The organism is Paraburkholderia lycopersici (assembly GCF_900096975.1).
GTDB lineage: Bacteria > Pseudomonadota > Gammaproteobacteria > Burkholderiales > Burkholderiaceae > Paraburkholderia > Paraburkholderia lycopersici.
In genome coordinates this window covers 19253-39864 of the sequence record NZ_FMYQ01000026.1, presented here as the reverse complement: position 1 = coordinate 39864, position 20612 = coordinate 19253, and the positions used below count along the sequence as shown (strand labels likewise).

Below are 20612 nucleotides of genomic sequence, written 5' to 3'. Positions count from 1 at the left end.
CGAGGCAATCATGCGTGGAATGGCGATGATCGGTGCAGCGGTGCTGCTCGCGGGGTGTGTGGGCGCGCCGGCGGGGCCCGAAGGCGGCGGGCGCGCGCCGTCGCTCGCCGCCTTGCAGCAGATGTGCGGCGGCCAGCCGGTGGATTTCGGTGCGTATGCGCCGGGCGTCTACTCGGCTATTTTCGACGCCTGGGTCGCCAATCGGCGCGGCAGGCTCCCTCAGGACCGGTTTTGCGGCTTCCAGGCCGCGCTTGCGCAGCAGTACGCCACGCTCGGCAAGAGCGGCGAGCGGGGGGCGCGCGACCAATGGGTGAACTTCCTCAATGAACAGCGTGCACAGGCGCTGAGCTGGCGCGCATCGGTCGACCCCACGCTGCGGGCCGGCTAGGCGCCAGGCGGCTGCTTGCGCGGCTGGGCGTGCGCGTACCCGTGCGCATGAGGTCGCACGCGCACCTTTGGCGCAAGCGGACAGTCGCCGCGCATGAGCGGAGCGTGAACGCACAAAAAAATGGTCACGCGGGCATGAAGCGCGCGGGTCCGCGTGACCATGCACTGCAGGCGCGTACGTCTACTGCCGTGCGCCTGCATCGGGGACGTGCCCGTCTATGCGGGCTGGCGGACGATTTCCTCGCGTCCGCCCAAATCGAAAAGGGGCAATGGAGCCTGTGGCTGGGCGGGCACCCGGCCAGCCGGCTCAGACTACGAACACCGTTTGATGGCGCGCAACGCGGAGTCGCCGATTTCGGTTAGTCGCCATTGCTGGAGGCCGGAGGCGAGGCGCTCCAGTTGGACGAGCTGTCGTTCGAGCAGGGCGTCCAGTTCTTCTCGTTCCATGTCGAGCTGGTTGGGGGCGTCCTTGACTAGCAGCAGGGTGGCGAATTCATGCGGACTCAGCATCGTTCTCTCCGTGTTGCCGCATCAGAGGTCGCCGGTTGCGGCCCGCAGGGCGGCCCGGCGACAGGAATGCGGTGGTGTGAGCGAAAGCCTGCGACCGTGCAGACCGACTGTCGGGAAGGACCGGCCGCCCGATCGCGCCTGTGCGCGGCCAAAACGGCATCCAGCCCGGGATCTGCCTCGGGGAACTGGAGTGTAGTCAACGCCGCTGCGTTGTACAAACCACATCCCGAAAATATTCCGTTTGACATTCGTGCCGGTACGCGGCGGTTGTGCGAGCCGTGAAGATTCGTGATTTCACTTGAAGTTCGTGCGGCGTTGCGGCACAGCCCAGCCGACCCAGCGCGCATGGCGGGCGATGGGTATCCTATTTGCGGTTCGGATGCAGTCACGGCTTGCATGCAGCAAGCGAAGAACAGCCAGGCACAGTGCCGCTGCGCATGATGCATCGCAAGAAGACATCTATTCCAGGAACTGTGGGGAACGGGCCCGGTCTGTGCTTCATGACTGCAGCTACGCGAAACAACAGCTAAGATGCATACGGGATGGCTGGTAACTTTCACCGCGCGTAAGGCATGTGGCATGGCGGGCCTCGGGGGGCTCCGGTCATGCGCCGCGCGTGGTGAGCGTAGATACCGCTTCGGGAGTACGACACAATGCGTAACGAAAACGAGCCTCGCCATGTAATGCCCTGGCGCATCGAAGACATCGATCTCACACGTATCGACCGTCAGCGCGCCGCCGCCAACGAAGACTTGATGCTGCTCCTGTGCGCCTCTTCGTTCATCGAAAGCGGCTCCGACCTCTACACCAGCAACCTGAGCGTGTTCTTCAACGGCGACCCCGAGGTTTCCGGGTGGCTTACCCGCGAATGGGAGCCCGAGGAGCTTCAGCACGGCCGTGCGCTAAAGACCTACATTCAATACGTTTGGCCCGAGTTCGATTGGGACACGGCCTTTCGGAACTTCATCGACGAGTATTCGAAAACCTGTTCGTTCGAGGAGTTCGAAAGAACGCGCGCGCTCGAAATGGTCGCGCGCTGCGTGGTCGAGACGGGCACCGCGACGCTCTACCGCGCCATCGGCGAGTGCTCGAACGAGCCCGTGCTCAAGGAAATCACCGACAACATCCGCAGCGACGAAGTGCGTCACTACAAGCATTTTTTCCGCTATTTCAAGAAGTACAACCAGATAGAAGGGCACGGGCGCTTCGCCGTATTGGGTGCGCTCATGCGCCGCGTGATGGAGATCAAGAACGAGGATTCCGAAATCGCGTTGCGCCATGTGTTCGCGGGTCGCTACCCCGACCGCGTGCGTGACGAGGCCTATAACCGTGAACTCACCGCGCGCGTGAACAGGCTGGTGCGCCACAATCTTTCCGCCGACATGTGCGTGAAGATGCTGCTCAAGCCGCTCGATCTACCCGCGAAGATCCAGCCGGGCGTGCATTATCCGCTCGCGAAGATCACGCAACATGTGTTCTTCCGCTAACGCTTCGGCACACGCGAAAGCCTTCATACGAAAACGACAAAGCCCGCTGCAAGGCGGGCTTTGTCGTTTACTGACGCGCGCGGGCCGGCGCTACGCAGAGGTTAGCGATCGCGCTGGCCGTTGCCGTCGCGGCGTGAATTGCCGCTGGGGCGGCCGCCGAGCAGCGCGCCGGGGTTCGCTTGCGATTTGCGTTGCGGGCGGCCCAGTGCGCTTTCGTGCGAGACGCCGCGCTGGCTTTCGCGGCGCGTGTGCTCGCCGCGTCCGCCCTGAGCGCCGTGATTCGCGCCTTGCTTCACAGGCTTGGCGGTGCGCAGGCCGTTCGACGCGGGTTTGGCCGGGCGCTGCCCGCCGTTGCCACCGCCGCCGTTGCCACTGCCATTGGCTGCGTGTGCGCGGTTGCCTTCGCGATTGCCGCCGCGCGATTCATGCGATTCGCGGGAGTCCCGCGCCTGCGTTTGCGCGGGGCGCCCGCCGTTGGCGCCATTGTTCGATGTGCCGCGGCCCTGGCCTTGCCCCTGGCGCGGTGAGCGGCCTTGCGGCTGGCTGCGGCGCTGGATGGGTTCGGGCTTCGCGTTCGGGTCGGGCTCGAAGCCCGGTATGACCTCTCGCGGCACCGCGCGCCTGATCAGCTTCTCGATGTCCTTGAGCAGTTGATGCTCGTCCACGCACACGAGCGAGACCGCCTCGCCCGTCGCGCCCGCGCGGCCCGTGCGGCCGATGCGGTGAACGTAGTCCTCGGGCACGTTCGGCAGATCGTAGTTGACGACGTGCGGCAGCTGGTCGATATCGATGCCGCGCGCGGCGATGTCGGTGGCGACCAGAACCTGCAGCGTGCCGTCCTTGAACTCGCTCAAGGCGCGCGTGCGTGCGGACTGGCTCTTGTTGCCGTGAATCGCGAGCGCGCTGATGCCGTCCTTCGTGAGCTGTTCGGCGAGGCGGTTGGCGCCGTGCTTCGTGCGCGTGAACACGAGCACCTGGAACCAGTTGTGCTGGCGGATGAGATGCGTGAGCAGATCGCGCTTGCGGTCGCGATCGACGGGATAGATCTTCTGCGCAACCGTTTCCGCGGTGGTGTTGCGGCGCGCGACTTCGATGAGCGCCGGCGAGTCGAGCAAGCTGTCGGCGAGCGCCTTGATCTCGTCGGCGAAGGTGGCCGAGAAGAGCAGGTTCTGGCGTTGCGGCGGCAGCTTCGCGAGCACGCGCTTGATGTCGTGGATGAAGCCCATGTCGAGCATCCGGTCGGCTTCATCGAGCACGAGAATTTCGAGCTGCGAGAGGTCGATGGTCTTCTGCTGCATGTGGTCGAGCAGGCGTCCCGGCGTCGCGACCACGATATCCACGCCGCGCCTGAGCGCGTCGATTTGCGGATTGATGCCCACGCCGCCGAACATCACGGTGGACTTGAGCTTCAAATACTTGCCATAGGCGCGCACGCTTTCCTCGACCTGTGCCGCAAGCTCGCGCGTGGGCGTGAGGATCAGCGCGCGCACCACGCGCTTGCCGCCTGCGGCCGGCGGCATGTCCGACAGGCGCTGCAGGATCGGCAGCGTGAAGCCGGCGGTTTTGCCGGTGCCGGTTTGCGCGCCGGCGAGCAGGTCGCCGCCGCCGAGCACGGCGGGAATCGCCTGCGCCTGGATGGGCGTGGGCGTGGTGTAGCCGAGTTCGTTGACAGCGCGGACCAGCGGTTCGGACAAGCCGAGAGAATCGAAAGACATAAAGACCTGTTGTATTGCAGTAGCGCGGGCTTTGCTGCGCGGGCCGGAGGGCGCGTTGCGCCGCCAAAGCGGTGTTGCCGGGGGCGCATGCGCCAGGCGTTGCCGCTTCTTCGCGTTGTTCGGACGGCGCGCCAGTGCGCACGCCGCGTCTTCTTCATGGAACGGACGGTCTATCAAGACACGTCGTCTGGCGTTAAGTTGCATCGCGTGGCCGCGAACACTGCGGCGACCGTGCGATGGCTTCGCATTGACGCGTCACGCGACATAGCGCGCGACGCTCACGAATTGACAAACGCTCCCGGCGAGCACGAACAGATGCCAGATTCCATGTCCGTGCCGGATGCGTTCGTCATTGACGAAAAAATAAATGCCGGCGCTGTAAATGACGCCGCCGGCCAGCAGCCACGCCGTTCCGCCCGGCGGCAAGGCGTCGACGAGCGGGCGAACCGCAACCACCGCGAGCCAGCCCATCACCACGTAGAGCACCATCGAGAGCGCCCTCGTGCGCCGCCCGAGCGTGAGTTCCTGCGCGATGCCCAGGGCCGCGAGCCCCCAGCTCACGCCGAAGAGCGACCAGCCCCAAGGTCCGCGCAGCGTCACGAGTGTGAACGGAGTATAGCTTCCCGCGATCAGCAGATAGATCGCCGCATGGTCGCACTTCTGCAGCACGGCCTTCAGACGGACACCCCGCACGCCGTGATACAGCGTCGAGATTGTGTACAACGCACACAACATCGCGCCGTAAACGGCGAAGCTCACGACCTTGTACGCGTCGTGATCCAGCGCCGCGAGCGTCACGAGCGAAACCAGCCCCGCTACCGACAACATCGCGCCCACGAGGTGAGTAATGCTGTTCAGACGCTCACCGGCGTGCATGACGACCACTCCTTGTTCTTCTTGCCCGCAGCGCGCGCTGGCGGAACATCGTTCCCGCCGGCGTGGCGCAGTGCTCAACCACAGTGCTCAATCTCAGCGTTCAAAACCATGCCGACGGGCCACGGAACCGCCTTCATCGCGCGGGCCGTCGCCAAATGGCGAAGGGCGCAGCCCGCGTTCCCTGCGGACTGCGCCCTGGTCAGGCAGACGCCACTATAGCAGTAACGGCCTGCATGGAACCGTCGCACGGGCTAAAGCCCTAACGGCGGCCGGCAGCTCTGCATGGGACCAGAGCAAGCGCTAAAGCGCCAACTCTGGTCGACAGCCCTGCATGGGACCAGAGTAAGCGCTAAAGCGCCAACTCTGGTCGACAAAACGAGCGTCAGTCGAGCGGCGACGAGCGCAGATCCGCAACCTGCTGCGGCGAAACCGGCGTGCCCTTGTTGCCCCAGGACATACGGATGAACGTGACGACCGCCGCGACCTCCTGGTTCGAGAGCGACTGCGCGAACGGCGGCATGCCGTACGGGCGCGGGTTGCCCCCGGTGCTCGGCGGATAGCCGCCGTTGAGCACCATGCGGATCGGGTTCACGGCCGAATGCATCTGGATCGACTGGTTGTTCGCAAGGGGCGGGAAGTTCGGCGGCATGCCGAGACCGTTGTCCGCGTGACACTTCGCACACTGGTCATGGTAGATCTTCTGACCTTGTTGCAAGAGTTCGCCACCGAACGCTTCCGACGTTTCCATCTGCATCGTCTCGGGCGCTTCCTTCTTCTGCGGAATGGTCTTCAGGTACGAGGCCATCGCGTGAATATCGTCGTCCGAGAGATATTGCAGACTGTTGTGGATGACGTCCGCCATCGGACCGAACACGGCGCCGCGCTCGGAAACGCCGGTCTTCAGCAGGCTCGCGATGTCCCGGATGTCCCAGTCGCCAAGGCCGCCTTCGCTGCCCGTGAGCGAGGGCGCGTACCAGTTCTGCAGCGGGATCAGGCCGCCCGCGAAGGCCGCCGAGTTGACCGGGCCGCCCACGGCGTTGATCGACGTGTGGCACATGCCGCAGTGGCCAAGGCCTTCCACGAGATACGCGCCGCGGTTCCATTCGACCGACTTGGTCGGGTCGGCCTTGTAGTCGCCTTCGCGGAAGAACAGCGTGCGCCAGCCGATCAGCAGGTTCCGGTTGTTGAACGGGAACTTGAGCTCGTGCGGACGGCTGGGCACGTTCACGGGCGGGACCGAGCGCAGGTAGGCGTAGATCGCGTCGGAGTCGGCGCGCGTGACCTTCGTGTAGCTCGCGAACGGGAACGCCGGATAGAGCAGGCTGCCGTCCTTCGAGCGGCCCGTGTGCATGGCGCGATAGAAGTCGTCGGCGCTCCACTTGCCGATGCCGTACTGGTCGTCGGGCGTGATGTTGGGCGTGTAGAGCGTGCCGAAGGGCGTGGCCATCGGCAGGCCGCCCGCGAACATCTGGCCGCCGCGCACGGTGTGGCACGCGATGCAGTCGCCGGCGCGGGCGAGATACTCGCCTTTCTTGATGAGATCGGCCTGGTCGGCGGGCGTCGCGGCTTGCGCGGCGCCGTTGTGCAGATAGTCGGTGCCCGACCAGAGCACCGGCACGAGAGCCGCGGCGGCGGCCACGACGACGGCGGAAAGTGCGAACAGGGACTTGCGGTTCATATTGGCTGTCTCCCCCGGCGCCTTATTGCGGTTCGCTGCCGCATGCAAGCGGCGTCTTCAACGAGCCAGCCGGCGCCGGCACGGGGTTCTGCGGCGCGCTCTGCGTGGAGAGCCAGGCCGCGACCGCGTTCACGTCTTCGTCGGTGAGGCGCGTGGCGACCTCGTGCATGCAGTCGGGCGCCTTCGCATGCCGCGAGCCCGAGCGCCAGGCGCCGATCTGCGCGCTGATGTAGTCCGAATGCAAACCGACGAGGCCCGGAATCGCAGGCTCCATGCCGGTGAGCTTCGCGCCGTGGCAGGCCGCGCAGGCGGGCACCTGTTTGGCCGGATCGCCGTGCAGGACGATTTGCTGGCCGCGCGCGAGCGTGTCGCCGCCGACCGAAGGCTTCGCGGGCGGCGGGTAGGGCGGCCGCTGCTGCGAGAAGAACGTGGCGATCTCGTGCAGGTAGTCGTCGGAGAGATAGGTGACCAGATAATTCATCGGAGGGTACTTGCGGCGACCCTCGCGGAAGTTCATTAGCTGGTTGAACAGGTACTCGGCCGGTTTGCCGGCGAGACGCGGGAAGTAGTCGTTGTCGGTGCCCTGGCCGTGCGCGCCGTGGCACGCGGTGCAACCCTGCACGCGTGCTGCTATGGTGTCGGGGGCTTTGGGCTGCGGGGCCGATGCCGCTGTCTGGGCATGTGCAGCGCCGAGAACGCCGGTCGCTCCGAGCAAAAGTGCTGCTCCCAGAGGTGCGACGAGCGGAATGAGCGGTCGGAAGATACGTCTTGGGGACACGCGTAACTCCATCTTTATCGTGGACCTGACCAGGCTTCGAACGGCCCGGCTTGCAGGCTGCGCGCGATGAAAGCAGACGACCGTGCGCGCTGCGGCGACGCAGCAGATTCTATCATCCGGCACTGACAGTGACCATTTGCCACATGCGCCGTGCGCGCCGGCGATACCCTCGATGCGCCTTCACATCACGTTTGTGTCCGATCGCCGCAGCGTTGCCGGTTATGATTCTGCACCTGTTCGCCAAACGGTGACACGGGGTTGTCCCGCACCCGCGCCACACTCGCGGGGAGCTTGATGCCGCGCGCATGAGGCGGGCGGCGTTCACTTCGCGCGTGTTCCGGCGGGCTTGCAGTGAGTACGCGTTGAACCGAATGGCGCGGCGCCTATCGAAGCAGGCACCCTTGCGGGACGCGCGTGCGTCCCGCTGCCGTTTTCATGTTGTTTCCTTGCCACCCGTCTCGATGATTCCAATTGCAATTTGCCTGGCGTTGCTGCAAGGCCGCCTTTGTTCTTCGCGTGACGTTCGCGCAAACCGCCGTCCGGGGGAGGGCGAGGTCCGATGAAAGCTGACTGGCTCTGGATCGGGCAGGTCGCCATGGCGGCCATCGTCAACGTTGCGTACGCATTCGCGCTCGGCTCGGCGTTCTATGGCGCGTGGCTCGACAAGGACGGCCGCACGGCCGTCGCGCCGGCGCGCCTCGCATGGCTGCGCGCGCAACGCTCGCTGCGTGCGTCGGCGCTCGTGCTCGTCGTCGCGCTGTTCATGTGGATGCTTTACGAAAGCGCGTCGATCAGCGGCGAGCCGTTGCCCGGCGCGTTCGGCGTGGTGGGCACGGTGCTTTCGCAAACGCACGTGGGCCACGCATGGTCTGTCGCATTCGCGGGCGCGTTCGTACTGCTCGGCTGCGCGTTCGCGGCGTCGAGCGTGGCGCGCGACGGCGTGCTGTGGCTCGCGCTCGTCGCCGTCGCGGCGGGACGCGCGGGCCTCGGCCATGCAGCCGACTCGGGCTTCGCCTCGGCCGCGCTCGGCCTCCATACGTTGCATTTGCTGAGCACCAGCGCGTGGAGCGGCATCGTGATGGCCGGGGGGCTCGCCGTGCTGCCGGCGCTCGGCGCATCGACCGCGCGCGGCGTGCTGATCCGCACGGCGGGCCAGGTCTCGAACGTGGCGCTATTCGCGGTAGGCTTCGTGATCGCGACGGGCGTGTTCGACGCCGTGCGCGGCAGCGGCGGCTCCCTCGACGCCATCGTGGGCAGCAACTGGGGCCGCGTGCTGTTGCTGAAGGCCGTGCTCGTCGCGCTGGCGCTTGCGCTCGGCGGCTTCAACCGGCTCGTGGCGATGCCCGAGCTGCGGCGCGCGGCCTCCACGGCGGCGGCGCGCCGCTTCGCTCATGTGATCCATCTCGAAGCGATCGTGATGATCGGCGTGCTGGTGGCCGCGGCGGCGCTCGCGCACAGCGTGCCGGGTTACGTGTTGCAGGGCTGAAACATCGTCGATGGCGCCCGCTGCGTGCAGGCGCTCACTCGTAGCCGAGCAGGTGGCTGAGGATCGGCGAGAAGAAGAGGGCGATCGCGCTGCCCACGACCTTGCCTTCGAGTTCCGCGAGCGCCGCCGCCGACGCGGCGTCCTGGATCAGCATAGCCAGTTGCGGCGCGCACCACAGCGCCGCGGCGCCGATTCCGGCGTACTCCACGAGGGCAATGCGCCACCCGCGCGCGAAGGCGATGGCGGCGGCGAGCACGCGCAGGAAGCCGAACGCGACGAGCGCGCCCACAGCGGCCTGTTCGCGGACGAGATACTCGGGAAGCGACGCGTCCATGGAGTCCCTTGCAAGGCAATCGATGGTTTGCAGGGGACCCAGCAAGTAGCAGGCCAGTGGGCGACGCTGGCGGCCGCATTACGCGCTCGGCGGCGGGCGCGCCTTGATCGGCGCGGCTATGCATGAGTTGACTGTGTGCGCAAACGACATAAGCCGTCCGCACCGGGCGCCGTGAAGCGCGCATCCAGGGGCGAAACGTTACGCCGCTGAAATGCGCGGCTTCATGTGACGCCCGCCGCGCGCTCGGGCGTTCAAGCCCGCATCACCATTCGGCGACGCTGCCGTCCTCGTGACGCCACACCGGATTGCGCCAGCGGTGGCCCGTCTTCGCCATCTCGCGCACCTTCTCTTCGTTCACGTCGATGCCGAGGCCCGGGCCCTGCGGAATCGAGACGAAGCCGTCCTCGTACCTGAAAACGTCGGGATTCCTGATGTAGTCGAGCAAGTCGTTGCCCTTGTTGTAATGGATGCCGAGGCTTTGCTCCTGGATGAACGCGTTGTAGCTCACCGCGTCGATTTGCAGACACGTTGCGAGCGCGATCGGCCCGAGCGGGCAGTGCAGCGCGAGCGCGACGTCGTAGGCTTCGGCCATCGCGGCGATCTTGCGGCATTCGGTGATGCCGCCGGCGTGCGAGGCGTCGGGCTGGATGATGTCCACGTAGCCGCCCGCGAGAATGTGCTTGAAGTCCCAGCGCGAGTAGAGCCGCTCGCCCAGCGCGATCGGCGTGCTCGTCTGGTTGACGATGTCGCGCAGCGCTTCGACGTTCTCGGAGAGCACCGGCTCCTCGATGAACATCAGCTTGAACGGATCGAGCTCTTTGGCGAGCACCTTGGCCATCGGCTTGTGCACGCGGCCATGGAAATCCACGCCGATGCCGACGTTCGGCCCCACGGCCTCGCGCACCGCCGCGACGTTGTTGATGACGCCCTGGACCTTGTCGAAGGTGTCGATGATCTGCAGTTCTTCCGAGCCGTTCATTTTCACGGCCTTGAAGCCGCGCTCGACCACGGCGCGCGCGTTGTTGGCGACGTCGCTCGGGCGGTCACCGCCGATCCACGAATAGACCTTGATCCTGTCGCGCACCTGGCCGCCCAGCAGCGCATGAACGGGCACGCCGTGATGCTTGCCTTTAATGTCCCAGAGCGCCTGGTCGACGCCGGCAATGGCGCTCATCGAAATCGGGCCGCCGCGGTAGAAGCCCGCGCGGTACATGACCTGCCAGTGGTCTTCGATGAGCAGCGGGTCCTTGCCGATCAGGTAGTCGGCGAGTTCATCGACGGCGGCGGCGACCGTATGCGCGCGGCCTTCGACGACCGGTTCGCCCCAGCCGATGATGCCCTCGTCGGTTTCGATCTTCAGAAAGAGCCAGCGCGGCGGGACGACGAAGGTTTCGAGCCTGGTGATTTTCATGCGGAGTCTCCTGTCGACGGGATTTGGCGCTTTAGCGCGGGGTCCCATCCATGCGAAGCGGAACGGCAGGACGGTGCGCGAACAGCACGTCTTCAAGCGCACATGCTACTGCAAAAATCGCCTTTAAGTGCTATTAATAGTATTATTCATGGCGAGTTCCCAGTATCTGGGCCCGGACGCATTCCCGACAACTGAAGGAGAACGGCGATTCAACGCGACCTGCACGGCACGGTGGCTTACGAACTGGGCAGCGCGATCTTGCGCGGCGACTATCCGCCCGCGTCGGTGCTGCCGCGCGAGGCCGAATTGATGGAAACCTTCGACGTGAGCCGCACGGTGCTGCGCGAGGCGCTGCGGACGCTCACCTCGAAGGGGCTCGTGGAGTCGCGCCCGCGCGTGGGCACGCGGGTGCGCGCGCGCGACGCCTGGAACCTGCTCGATGCCGATGTGCTCGACTGGTACGCGCGCGTCGCGCCGCCGCTCGCTTTCGCGCTCAAGCTCCAGGAAATGCGCGAGATGATCGAGCCGTTCGCGGCGGGGCTGGCGGCGAGCGCGCACGATGCCGATTCGCTAGCGTCGCTTGCCGGCGCGCATGGGGCGATGGCAGCGGCGCGAAACGTCGACGAATGGGTGCGTGCGGACCTGCGTTTTCATCTCGCCGTACTGGGCGCCTGCCGCAATGAACTGCTGGTGCCGCTCGGCACGCTGATCGAGCGCACGCTCGAAGGACAGTTGCGCGTGAACGCGAAGCGCGCCGAGGTATTCAATGCAGCGCTGCCCGACCACACGGCCGTATACGAAGCCATCGCGCGTCGTGACGCGAGCGCCGCGAGCCGCGCGATGGCGGCGTTGTTGCGCGTGACGCGCGAGCGTATCGAAGGCTGAAAGGTGCGGTCGTTGCTGGCGCAACAAGGCGGGAAACGCTGCGTAATCGCGGCTTCCCGTATTTGGGGGGTATCGGCGAGCGACGCCGGATAAGGAGCCGATGCCGGCACGGTGCGAGTGCCGTCACGCAATGGGATCTGAAGTCCCCAGAATATTCCTGACTGGGCCCAGGCAGTCCGGCGCAAGATCCTCCAGGATTTCCAGGAAATTCATGGCGATAACCCGCTGCACGCGTTCGAGCATCAACGGCGCGGGATGGCCGGGTTCGTGCTCGCGGAAGTATTCCTGTACCCGTCTCAATGCTGCGAGCGCTTCTTCGCGACAGCGAATTCGCCCATCCTGCAACGCGGGCGTACCGGCTGAACCAGATGTTTGCGCCTGACCGGACGGCCCCGCATCGAACTCGCCAGAGGCATTTTTCGCGTCAACGCGCGCGCCGACTTCGGCAAGCGCCGTCATGCATTTGAGCAGATGGCCCATCTCGGGCAACCCCTCCTCGCCGAGCATTCGCACGATGCTGTCCCGCAGGCGGGCGATGCCGCTGGCGAGTGCGCGAATCGTCTGGCAGGCCGGCTGGTCCGTTTTCGAAAGCTCGTCGACCAGTTGGGCCCGCCCTCCCGGAAAACCCGGGCATTCGCTTCTGCTCCGGTCGAGCAGGGCACACGCGTCGCGCAGCGAAATTTCTCCGCCGGTGGTCCTGACGATGATCGCGGTCTGGACTGCTTCGCCGACCACGGCCTGATCGCCGAGTGCCGCAAGCGCATTGATCCGCAGATACGGATCGGGCTCGCCTTCGATATCGAACTGCGGGAACACCTGCGAACCGTATTGCGTGAGTGTCTGTTCGAGCAGATTCAAACCGTCGAGATACCCGCGCAAGTCCCTCAGATGAGTCCACGCAAGGCATAGATGGATCATCACCCGCAGATCCTTGGTGCGCGTGAGCAGCGCCGAGGCGAGCCGCTCGACGAGCAGCCAGTCCGGCGCCTCGGCGGCGATGATGATGCCGCCGTACTGCTGTTCCGGTTTGCCGGTCGCGGCCTGTTCGAGCGCGTGAAAATCGGCATCGTATTCGAGATTGACGCCGCAGGGCTGGTCGGCGCTGATGGGAGGCAGGAGGTCTTCAAGGGACGTGGCCATGCGAGACGGACTCAGGAGCAGGTGAAAGGAGGGGGCAGGAAGGGATCGCGAATGCTGTTCGGTATGACTTCCAGCGTGACCCGGTGGCCTTCGATATTGAACGTGGCGAGGTGCGAGCGCGCGTTCCTGCCGGCCGTGATCGTTGCGTTGTCGAACAGATGATGAAGCGCCCAGTCGCCGGAAGCGGACAGGCTCGCGCTGCCGCCGCTGAACAGATTCAGTTGCAGATCGACGCGCTGGTTGTCTTTCGTGCCGGGCCAGTTGACGACCTGTGCCACGAGCGGTCCATGGCTGTACTGCATCGTCTGCCCGTTCACGTCGAGCGACATGCTCTGGATGTCGCTGTCCATGCCCGCAGGCCGCAGCGTCACGCGGAAAGACGGCGTTTGCTGGCCGTCGCGCCCAAAAAACGTATCGCGAATGTTCTGCGCCTGCTGGAACGGCCGCAGCACGTTTTCGCCGCCCGATGGCGCGTCGGCGCCGATGCCCCGATTGAAACGCCAGGCCGTGCCGGAGGTATCGACCTTGCCCGTCAGGTTCTGCTGGAAAAAACTGTCCATGAGGCCGCTGCCGGGCGCGAACATGCGGCCGAAGTCCTCGGCGGCGATGTCCTGCGAGGCGTTGCGTACGAGCGGGTAGCGTCCGGCAATTGCGCGTCGGCAAAAAGCCATGACGTCGGCATCGGCGTGTTTTCTCACGTTCACTATTTCGCTCGACTGCACGTCGTTGCCCGCGCCGACCGCCAGCGAATGCAGCATCTGCCTGAACGGCAGGCGGTCGAATTCGGACTGCAGTCTCGCGACGACGTCGCTTGCCGGCGCGTTCATGCCGCTGCTGGCCGCGCTTTGCACTGTCAGCAGATAGTTGTAGAGGTCGTTGATCTGCTTGAGCACCTTGTCGAGTTCGATGCCGCCTCCGGGGGCGCCGCTGCTTTGGGCGAGGTCGATCAGGGGGCGATAGTGGTTGACCACGACCTGTTCGGGCGCGCTCGACGCGTCGTCCGGGCCGGCATCCGCGCTGGAAAATTGCGATTCCAGCGTGTTCGAAGGTGTCTGGGCGCCATCGACGGCGCCTTTGGGGGCTGCGTTGTTGCCCTTATCCCGGGTCAACTGAAGATTCCTCGCCGCATTGACGACGAGACGCCGCAGCAGCGAATCCGGTCCCGACAGCAACCGCGCGATCTCGATGCGCTGGCTGAGACTCGAAACGTCGTTCAGTGCGACGCTGTCGAGCAGACCGTCCCAGTAGCGCATGAAGTCCTGCATGTAGAGCTGGCGCACGGCCTTGATCATGTCGTCCGGGTTCGTTTGCCGTCCGGTCGTGCCGAGCACCCACGCATCTTCTTCGCTCATTTCGCCGGCGAGACCGGCCAGTTGCTTGTCGAAGGTTTGCCAGTAGCCGTCGCGCGTGTACAGCCCCGGAATGCTGTCCACCAGCGATTTGCCGTCGGACCGCCTGAACACGAGTTCGGCCTGCGCTCCCGCGAGGTCGATCAGGCTGACGGAGCGGCGCTCGTTGGCGCCGAGCAGTTTCTGTCTGAGACGGCGATAGAGGCGCCGGGACGCCGGTACGGTTCCGAGGTAGGCGAGGGTTTGCTCTTCCAGTCGCGTGTCCCGTGCAAACGGCGAACTGAAAGTCCTCTGGCCGAACAACTGCTCGAGATGCGCGTCGAGGCTGTCCCACTGGGCCTGCGTGACGTCGGCTGCGTGCTGCTGCCGCAGGTTCGACATCAGCCACGCTCGCAGGAACCCGGCATCGTAATGGCCCGGATCGAGCATCATGCGATAGGCCTTCAGCGCTTCGTGGCTGAATACCGGATCGGTCCGGCTGTCGTTGGCGAGGATGTCGCGGATTTGCGCCGCGGCAAGCGGCAGCAGCAACGTATCGAGCGCGCGCTGGTAAAGACCGCCGGCCGCGGCTTCGAGTGGTTTGCCCTGGTCAAGGCCGAAGCCGTAGCGCAGCGGGGGACTATCGGTCGCGAACTGCGGGCTTTGGGAGAGATGCCGTAACGCATCGAGGTAGGGCAGGAGCCTGAACAGATCCTGTTGATGCAACGGATCGAGTTCGTTGCCTTGCGCTTCGACGGCCGGCAGCTTGCGCGCGACTTCGTCGAGATACGCATGGTTGTTGCGGTAGCTCGCATACCAGACCGTGCCGGTCAGCACGAGCAGGGCACCGAGCAGCGCATAGCCGGCCCAGTGCAGTATCGAATTTCGGTATTCCCACCAGCGGTTGCTTTCGGCGAGTCCCGCTTCCGGGAAGACGACCTTCTCCAGCAGGTCGCGGATGAAGTACGTGCCGGATGCGTCCTTTTTCTCTTCCCGGTGGTTCCCGAGCGGATCGGGTGCGGCGTGCCGCGGGAGAGCCGCTTCGCTGGCGGTCGTGCCGGCGTCGCCGCCATCCGCAGCGGCACTCGTGAAGTAGACGCCGCGCGGTACGAGCCGGATTTCAAAACTCGAGAACGAGAACACCGTATCGAGATAGCCGGGCAGCAGGCTCTTCAGCCGCGCGAACTGCTGGGGCAGCAGATAGGCGCGCGCGCGTGCTTCGACGTCGCGTATCGCGATCATCGTTTCGGCCAGGCCGGCCTCCAGGCGTCGCAGCAGCATGTCATGCTGTTTCTCGACGCCGGCCGTGAGGTCGAACCCGGCGGCCTGCGTGGCCTCGTACGGAAACGTGAAGCCCCAGATCTGTTGCCGGTGATCTTCATCGAGTCCGGCGAAGTAAGGCAGAAAGCCGGCGAGCCGGTCCGATTTCGTCACCACGACGTAGACCGGAAACCGTACGCGCAGATGTCTGTGCAGTTCTTGCAGGCGTTTGTGCAGGAGACGCGCCTGCTCGTGCCGTGCCTCGGCTGAGGCGTCGAGCAGATCGTCCATGTCGACGGCAAGGAGCACGCCGTCAATTGGCTGCCGCGGACGGTACTTGCGCAACAGGTTCAGCAACACGGACCAGTTTTCGGTCGTGTCGTCCTGCGCGTCGTTTCCAGCCGCAGGGAATCCGGCCGTGTCGAGGAGCACGGCTGCGTCGGTGAGCCACCAGTCGCAGCCGTGCGTGGCGCCGACCTTGTGCCGCGCCGTTTTCCCGAACAGATCGGCAAACGGGAAATGCAGCCCCGAGCGGGCCAGCAGCGTGGTCTTGCCCGCGCCCGGCGCACCGACGACAAGATACCAGGGGCGACGGTACAGATAGTCCCGACTCAGGCGCAGCCACCATCCGCGCGGCGCGTACCACGGCGCCACGCCCGCGTGGGCGCGGCGCAGCAGCCTCGTGGCTTCCTCGAAACGCTTCTTCAGCTTGCGATCCGGTTGCGGAACCTCGCCGTCCGCGGCGGCGGCCGTCGTGCGGGCACGCCAGAAGCACCATGCCTTGACGCAGAGAAAGACAAGCGCCCAGACCGCGTAGATGGCTCCGATCAGCAGCAGGCGCGCACGCGTATCCGCAAGCGGATGGGTGCCATGTAGCGTAAGCATTGCACCGAACAGCCAGACCATGCCGGCGAGCATCGAGGCAAAGGCCAGCCCCCAGGCGATGCGGCTTGCGAGAATCACGGAGAGGAAACGAGGCATTATTTCGGATTCCATGACATATTGCGTGCCGGCGCGTAGGAGCGAGGAGAGGGCAGCAGGGTGATCTCGACGCGGCGGTTCAGCGCCTTGTTTGCGGTGGTGTTGTTCGGCGCGATCGGCTCGGCGGCGCCGCGGCCCGCTGCGCTGACCCGGTCCTTGCGTTCCAGGGTTTCCTGCAGCAAAGTCTTGACGGCCTCGGCGCGAGCCATGGACAGCGCGGCGTTCGAGGCATAACGGCCGTTCGTGATGCGATCGCTGTCGGTGAAGCCGCGCACGACGACGTCGCCGGGTACGAGATTCAGGGCGTCGGCCACACGCTGTATCAGCGCGTGGAACGCCGCGTGCAGATCGGCCGAGCCGGAGCCGAACAGCGCATCGCTGTGGATGACGACCGTGGATTGCGGACCGTTCTCGCGCACGTCCAGATTGCCGGCGGTGATGTCCGGCCGCAGCAGTTCGCGCAGCGTGTGACCGGCCGGCGCCGGCCCGAGATCCAGGCCGGGAAGCCGCATGGCCTTGATGGCGTCCGCCAGCGGCCGGCGGACGGTGCCGAGTTGCCAGTCGAGCACGGTGAAGTAGAGGCCCGCCACGAGCGCAAGCGCGAGGCCGAACATCCAGAGCGGCAGCATCGGGCGCCATCTGCGGGGCGGTACTGCGTGGTCGGCGGCCTGCGGCGAGAGCGGAGCCGCATGGGCGCCGCGAACGGAGCGGATCAGCTGGAGCAGGCGCTGCTTGAGTGTTTCGAGCTGGGAGAGACCATTGTCCATGATCCGGTAGCGGCCTTCGAAACCCAGCAGGAGGCAGTAGTTCATCAACTCGAGCAGGTGCAGATATTCATGCGGACTGCGCGAGATTCTGGCGAGAATCTGGAAGAACTTCTCCCCACCCTCCGTTTCGTTGTGGAAGGTCACGAGCAGGCCGCTGCGCGACCAGACGCTGCGATGCCCCCATGCGGTCAGCGAGGCGGTTTCGTCGAGCACGGTGCAGAGGCAGTAGCGCGCCGCGATCAGCATATTGCGCGGGATCTGCGCTCTCTGGCCGTGTATTTCGAAGCGCCGGATCGTGTCGATCAGTTGCTGCCGCAACTGTCCGCTGTCGACGTTGCCGGGCAGGTGCCGTATGCGGGAAATCGTGTTGAGCAGCGGATTGGCCACTGCCAGCAGCGGATTGTGCGGAAACTCCGCGCCGGCGTGCCCAGCGTGGTTCGCTCTGCGCGCGTCGGGTCGCTCGTAGGGAAACGTGGCCGCATGTTGCCCGTGGTTATTCATCGATGCCATGTCTGAATGTAAAGAGGATGCAACGGAGAATGGCCGGCTGAAACCGGAAATTCCGTCAAGCGGCCCTGACGGCCCAGAATTCCATCTTCAGATCGGGAAATTCGCCCGCCACGTGCAAGGCAAAGACTTTGGCTTTTTCCATCTGGGCCCACAGGTCACCGGTTTTTTCGAGTTCGAAGTAGGTGTATCCCGCGTGCCAGGGGATTTCGCGCGGTGCAGCCGGCATACTTTTGAGGCCGATGCCGGGCAACTGCAACTGGACAAGATCGCGGATGCGGTTGACCGGAGCGATCTTCATGCGCGCCGGGAACTGGCTGCGGACCGTTTCGGCAGGCACTTTCGCACTGACCGCCAGCACGAAGCCGAAGCCGGTCAGCATATCGGGGTCGGCGACGGATGCGACGTACAGGCCGTGCGATCGCTGCGTCAGGGCGATCTGCACGGCGTTTTCCTCGATGATCATCGATAGATGCTGGCGCAACTGCAGCATCAGCGGTTCGAATGCGGCGGCGAGATCGTCGTGGTTGTAACGCGGGATGTCGTCGCCGATCGCGCGAGCGGGCGAGAAAGTCACGAGTTCCGCAACGAGCTTGAGCCATTCGGTGAACAGCCGCTCCGGATGAAACCGGGCTTCATGGTGGGCATGATGCGTCAGACCGTAGTAGCGGTTGACGAGTTGCAGCATGAGGAATTCGACCACCTCGGACACGCCGGCTCGCCCTGCCTCGGCAAGGCGCTGCGCGAGCAACTGGCTGCGCTGCTGCAGCAGCCCCAGGACGTCGGCGATGAAGCCGGCCAGACGCGCATCGGCATGGCAGTTCAGCATCGGCGGAATATGGCTGCCGTCGACGAGGAGCGAGTTGTCCTTGCGGCGCTCGACGATGTGGATCAGGTTCAGCGCGGTCCAGTCCGCCGTCAGCTCGCTCTCGCGCATGAGCCTCATGCGCAGCCGGCCGCTTTTCACGTCGGCGTCGCCGACGGCAACGGCATTGAGATCGGCCACTTCGGCGTCGACGGCGAGAAAGCGGGCCAGCGAATCGGGCGATTCCTCGAACGCGATCTGTTCGCGTCCCGGAACGCGGGCGGGAATGGCCAGGACCACACGGACGTCGGCGCATCCGGCTTCGATGGCGAGCGGCGCAGGGGCATCGTTCGCGTTGCGGAAAGAGAAATAGGTGCCGTCGGGGAAGATGCCGCTCGCCGCGTTGAGCACGACGCTGCCGCGACGCAGCGCTTCCTGGTCGATGTCCTTGTCGACGAAGCCCCAGTAGTGGCTGTTTTGCGATTGACCCCAGCATACGATCTGGCTCTCCAGATGGCGTTCGCTTTGCTGAAAATGATGGGGACGAAGGAACATTCCCTCCATCCAGACTACTTTGTGCGTCTGCTGCATGGCGTGATCCCTGCGATGTCAATTATTCTTTGCGGCCTTGATAACCGATACCAGACCGTTCCGGGTGGCGAGCACTTCGATATCGGTGGTTTGCGTGTTGGGGGGCGGCTTGAAGAGCCAGCTGAAAAACGATCGTCTGACGGGCGGCGCATCGGTGAGCGGGACGATTTGCCGCCAGATCCGGCCGTTGAGTTGCTGATACTCGGCAACGAATCCGACGAACCGCAGGTCGCCGGTCTTTTCAATCCGGATCGAAACGGGCTTCTGCTGCGGGCGAAGAAAGAACGGTTCCTCGCTGATGAATTCGCCGTTCGAGGCGAGCGCTCCATTGCCTTGCAATTCGAAGAAATTGGCGCTGGTGAATGCGACGGTGTTTTTCAGCTTGTACATCGTGATCTTCAGCGGAAGGGCGACTCCGCCTGCGCTGAGATTGCCGTCCTTCTCCATGGAGAGGCTGACGTCGAAGACCTGGAGCGGGGGCGGCGCGGGTGGTTTCTGGCCGATCATCCGGCATCCGCCGGACAACGGCAGAATGGCCAGCACCAGCAGAAAGCGGATCAATCGGCTCACGACACGTTTTGGAGTACTCATGCTGACGAATTTCACAACGGGCGTGGCCGCCCGATCGGTTGCGCGGCGGCGCGCTCAGGGCGCGAGCAGGATGACGGTCAACTGGCTCGGCAAGGCCCGCAAGCCGATGACGTTGGACACGTTTTGCCGGGTGAGGCTGCCGAAGCGCGTGGTGGGAAAGGCGCCCGTCAGGACCGTGAGTGCGCCCGTGATGTTGAGCGAGGAACCCATGATGGTGCCGGACACGACGCCGCCGTAGGCGCCCGCCTCGTCGCCGAAGCTGATGGGCGTGAGCGTCGCGGTGTTGTGAGCCGGCGTGCCGGCAAACAGGATGTGCGGCGCATTGGGAATCGCCATGCAACCGAAGGACAGGTTCGCATAGGCGACGGGCACAGGGAGCGGCGGCGTCATGCACACGTCGGGAAAGCCCAGATCGAGTCCGGCTAGCTGGCAATTGGCAAACATGGTGCGTCAATCCTTCGGTGCTTATCCCACGTGAATCTGTTCGGAATCGATCTTGGTGATCGCATCGGACGTCGCAATCGTGTTGCGCGCATGGAGGCGCAGCAGGCCTTCGGCCTGGTAGTCCATCTGCGCGGCCCGCACGTGTTCGGTCTGGCGAACGTGGCGGAACAGGTGCCGGCTGATCTGGGTCACGCTGTCCCAGAGCGATTCGCTGCGGCAGCCTATCCAGCGGCCGATACCGATCCACGACGAAACTTCCGCGGCGTCGAAATCCAGCTTGCGCAACCGGCACTGCGCGTCTTCGGCCTCTAGTGAAAAGTCCTTCGAGCCGATATGGACCTGGTCGCGGCTGGCCAGATGCAGCGAGCCGCGCGGTGTCGAGATGCGCAGCCCGTCGGGCAAGGTCACTTCGGCGATGGCATCGGGCCGCACCCGCTCCAGCACCGCGAGCAGCCAGACCTGGCCGTCGTCGTTGCCGGCGATCAGCACGGTGTCGTCGCATTGCGGGTCGAGCAGGCAACTGGCCGCCCTGCGGCAATGCCAGCGCTGCCCGCGGCTTTCCACCATGAAGCTGCCGTCCGGCAGGCGGTTGATGAGCCTTCCGTCCTGCTGGAAGGGCGTCCGGGTCAAGGGAATAAACGAAGGATGGAC

Annotated in this window: 18 protein-coding genes; 4 read left to right on the top strand and 14 right to left on the bottom strand. The window is 65.1% G+C overall.

Annotated features, from left to right (window positions below):
• Window positions 1-10 precede the first annotated feature (10 nt).
• Window positions 11-388, top strand: coding sequence for a hypothetical protein (locus BLU17_RS24030; protein WP_176929185.1), 378 nt, complete (start codon window positions 11-13; stop codon window positions 386-388).
• Window positions 389-699: 311 nt separating this feature from the next.
• Here BLU17_RS24030 and BLU17_RS24025 read toward each other — a convergent pair whose 3' ends face one another.
• On the bottom strand, window positions 700-897 hold the full coding sequence (locus BLU17_RS24025; protein ID WP_028211787.1) for a hypothetical protein: 198 nt from the start codon (window positions 895-897) through the stop codon (window positions 700-702).
• Window positions 898-1550: 653 nt separating this feature from the next.
• Here BLU17_RS24025 and BLU17_RS24020 point away from each other — a divergent pair.
• Window positions 1551-2384, top strand: coding sequence for a ferritin-like domain-containing protein (locus BLU17_RS24020; protein ID WP_342713858.1), 834 nt, complete (start codon window positions 1551-1553; stop codon window positions 2382-2384).
• A gap of 101 nt (window positions 2385-2485) precedes the next feature.
• Here the strand turns inward: BLU17_RS24020 and BLU17_RS24015 are convergent, their stop codons facing one another.
• The 4 genes from BLU17_RS24015 to BLU17_RS24000 form a co-directional block, all read right to left on the bottom strand.
• Complete coding sequence (locus tag BLU17_RS24015) at window positions 2486-4099, bottom strand: DEAD/DEAH box helicase (RefSeq protein ID WP_092002360.1); 1614 nt, start codon at window positions 4097-4099, stop codon at window positions 2486-2488.
• Between the two features lie 255 nt (window positions 4100-4354).
• The gene (gene trhA / locus BLU17_RS24010) at window positions 4355-4975 is read right to left on the bottom strand and encodes a PAQR family membrane homeostasis protein TrhA (RefSeq protein ID WP_092002357.1); all 621 of its coding nucleotides are present in this window, start codon (window positions 4973-4975) and stop codon (window positions 4355-4357) included.
• 382 nt (window positions 4976-5357) lie between these two features.
• A complete protein-coding gene (locus tag BLU17_RS24005) occupies window positions 5358-6653 on the bottom strand; it encodes a cytochrome c (RefSeq protein WP_092002354.1) in 1296 nt (431 codons plus the stop codon).
• Window positions 6654-6675: 22 nt separating this feature from the next.
• Window positions 6676-7443 (bottom strand): c-type cytochrome, encoded by a 768-nt coding sequence (locus BLU17_RS24000; protein ID WP_092002351.1) that lies wholly within the window; start codon window positions 7441-7443, stop codon window positions 6676-6678.
• A gap of 547 nt (window positions 7444-7990) precedes the next feature.
• Here BLU17_RS24000 and BLU17_RS23995 point away from each other — a divergent pair.
• Window positions 7991-8917 (top strand): CopD family protein, encoded by a 927-nt coding sequence (locus BLU17_RS23995; protein WP_092002348.1) that lies wholly within the window; start codon window positions 7991-7993, stop codon window positions 8915-8917.
• Between the two features lie 34 nt (window positions 8918-8951).
• Here the strand turns inward: BLU17_RS23995 and BLU17_RS23990 are convergent, their stop codons facing one another.
• Complete coding sequence (locus BLU17_RS23990) at window positions 8952-9251, bottom strand: hypothetical protein (protein WP_092002345.1); 300 nt, start codon at window positions 9249-9251, stop codon at window positions 8952-8954.
• 262 nt (window positions 9252-9513) lie between these two features.
• Window positions 9514-10662 (bottom strand): galactonate dehydratase, encoded by a 1149-nt coding sequence (dgoD, locus tag BLU17_RS23985; RefSeq protein ID WP_092002343.1) that lies wholly within the window; start codon window positions 10660-10662, stop codon window positions 9514-9516.
• Between the two features lie 207 nt (window positions 10663-10869).
• Here dgoD and BLU17_RS23980 point away from each other — a divergent pair, with 207 nt between their 5' ends.
• Entirely contained in the window at window positions 10870-11547 is a 678-nt protein-coding gene (locus BLU17_RS23980; RefSeq protein WP_092002340.1) for a FadR/GntR family transcriptional regulator, read from the top strand.
• A 123-nt stretch (window positions 11548-11670) separates the two neighbouring features.
• Here the strand turns inward: BLU17_RS23980 and tssA are convergent, their stop codons facing one another.
• From tssA to BLU17_RS23945, 7 genes are all read right to left on the bottom strand, one after another.
• Window positions 11671-12687, bottom strand: a complete 1017-nt coding sequence (gene tssA / locus BLU17_RS23975) for a type VI secretion system protein TssA (protein ID WP_092002337.1) — start codon at window positions 12685-12687, stop codon at window positions 11671-11673.
• 11 nt (window positions 12688-12698) lie between these two features.
• Window positions 12699-16256: a type VI secretion system membrane subunit TssM gene (tssM, locus tag BLU17_RS23970; RefSeq protein WP_176929184.1), complete on the bottom strand. Its 3558-nt coding sequence runs from the start codon at window positions 16254-16256 to the stop codon at window positions 12699-12701.
• On the bottom strand, window positions 16256-17524 hold the full coding sequence (tssL, locus tag BLU17_RS23965; RefSeq protein WP_092002331.1) for a type VI secretion system protein TssL, long form: 1269 nt from the start codon (window positions 17522-17524) through the stop codon (window positions 16256-16258). Before tssL ends, tssM begins: the two co-directional genes overlap by 1 nt.
• Window positions 17525-17588: 64 nt before the next feature.
• Window positions 17589-18926, bottom strand: a complete 1338-nt coding sequence (gene tssK, locus BLU17_RS23960) for a type VI secretion system baseplate subunit TssK (RefSeq protein ID WP_092002328.1) — start codon at window positions 18924-18926, stop codon at window positions 17589-17591.
• An 18-nt stretch (window positions 18927-18944) separates the two neighbouring features.
• Entirely contained in the window at window positions 18945-19496 is a 552-nt protein-coding gene (gene tssJ, locus BLU17_RS23955; RefSeq protein ID WP_176929183.1) for a type VI secretion system lipoprotein TssJ, read from the bottom strand.
• Window positions 19497-19571: 75 nt separating this feature from the next.
• A complete protein-coding gene (locus tag BLU17_RS23950) occupies window positions 19572-19961 on the bottom strand; it encodes a DUF4150 domain-containing protein (protein WP_092002321.1) in 390 nt (129 codons plus the stop codon).
• A gap of 21 nt (window positions 19962-19982) precedes the next feature.
• Window positions 19983-20591 carry a DUF3540 domain-containing protein gene (locus BLU17_RS23945; protein WP_245747003.1) on the bottom strand — a complete coding sequence of 203 codons (609 nt, stop codon included), beginning with the start codon at window positions 20589-20591 and terminating at the stop codon, window positions 19983-19985.
• Window positions 20592-20612 lie beyond the last annotated feature (21 nt).

What these genes read in the sequence shown, in the direction of transcription:
- BLU17_RS24025 (WP_028211787.1), bottom strand. Translation starts at nt 897, where the DNA reads ATGCTGAGTCCGCATGAATTCGCCACCCTGCTGCTAGTCAAGGACGCC.
- tssM (WP_176929184.1), bottom strand. Translation starts at nt 16,256, where the DNA reads ATGCCTCGTTTCCTCTCCGTGATTCTCGCAAGCCGCATCGCCTGGGGG.
- BLU17_RS24020 (WP_342713858.1), top strand. Translation starts at nt 1,551, where the DNA reads ATGCGTAACGAAAACGAGCCTCGCCATGTAATGCCCTGGCGCATCGAA.
- BLU17_RS23995 (WP_092002348.1), top strand. Translation starts at nt 7,991, where the DNA reads ATGAAAGCTGACTGGCTCTGGATCGGGCAGGTCGCCATGGCGGCCATC.
- dgoD (WP_092002343.1), bottom strand. Translation starts at nt 10,662, where the DNA reads ATGAAAATCACCAGGCTCGAAACCTTCGTCGTCCCGCCGCGCTGGCTC.
- tssA (WP_092002337.1), bottom strand. Translation starts at nt 12,687, where the DNA reads ATGGCCACGTCCCTTGAAGACCTCCTGCCTCCCATCAGCGCCGACCAG.
- trhA (WP_092002357.1), bottom strand. Translation starts at nt 4,975, where the DNA reads ATGCACGCCGGTGAGCGTCTGAACAGCATTACTCACCTCGTGGGCGCG.
- tssK (WP_092002328.1), bottom strand. Translation starts at nt 18,926, where the DNA reads ATGCAGCAGACGCACAAAGTAGTCTGGATGGAGGGAATGTTCCTTCGT.
- BLU17_RS24000 (WP_092002351.1), bottom strand. Translation starts at nt 7,443, where the DNA reads ATGGAGTTACGCGTGTCCCCAAGACGTATCTTCCGACCGCTCATTCCG.
- BLU17_RS23950 (WP_092002321.1), bottom strand. Translation starts at nt 19,961, where the DNA reads ATGTTTGCCAATTGCCAGCTAGCCGGACTCGATCTGGGCTTTCCCGAC.
- BLU17_RS24030 (WP_176929185.1), top strand. Translation starts at nt 11, where the DNA reads ATGCGTGGAATGGCGATGATCGGTGCAGCGGTGCTGCTCGCGGGGTGT.
- BLU17_RS24015 (WP_092002360.1), bottom strand. Translation starts at nt 4,099, where the DNA reads ATGTCTTTCGATTCTCTCGGCTTGTCCGAACCGCTGGTCCGCGCTGTC.
- BLU17_RS24005 (WP_092002354.1), bottom strand. Translation starts at nt 6,653, where the DNA reads ATGAACCGCAAGTCCCTGTTCGCACTTTCCGCCGTCGTCGTGGCCGCC.
- tssL (WP_092002331.1), bottom strand. Translation starts at nt 17,524, where the DNA reads ATGAATAACCACGGGCAACATGCGGCCACGTTTCCCTACGAGCGACCC.
- BLU17_RS23990 (WP_092002345.1), bottom strand. Translation starts at nt 9,251, where the DNA reads ATGGACGCGTCGCTTCCCGAGTATCTCGTCCGCGAACAGGCCGCTGTG.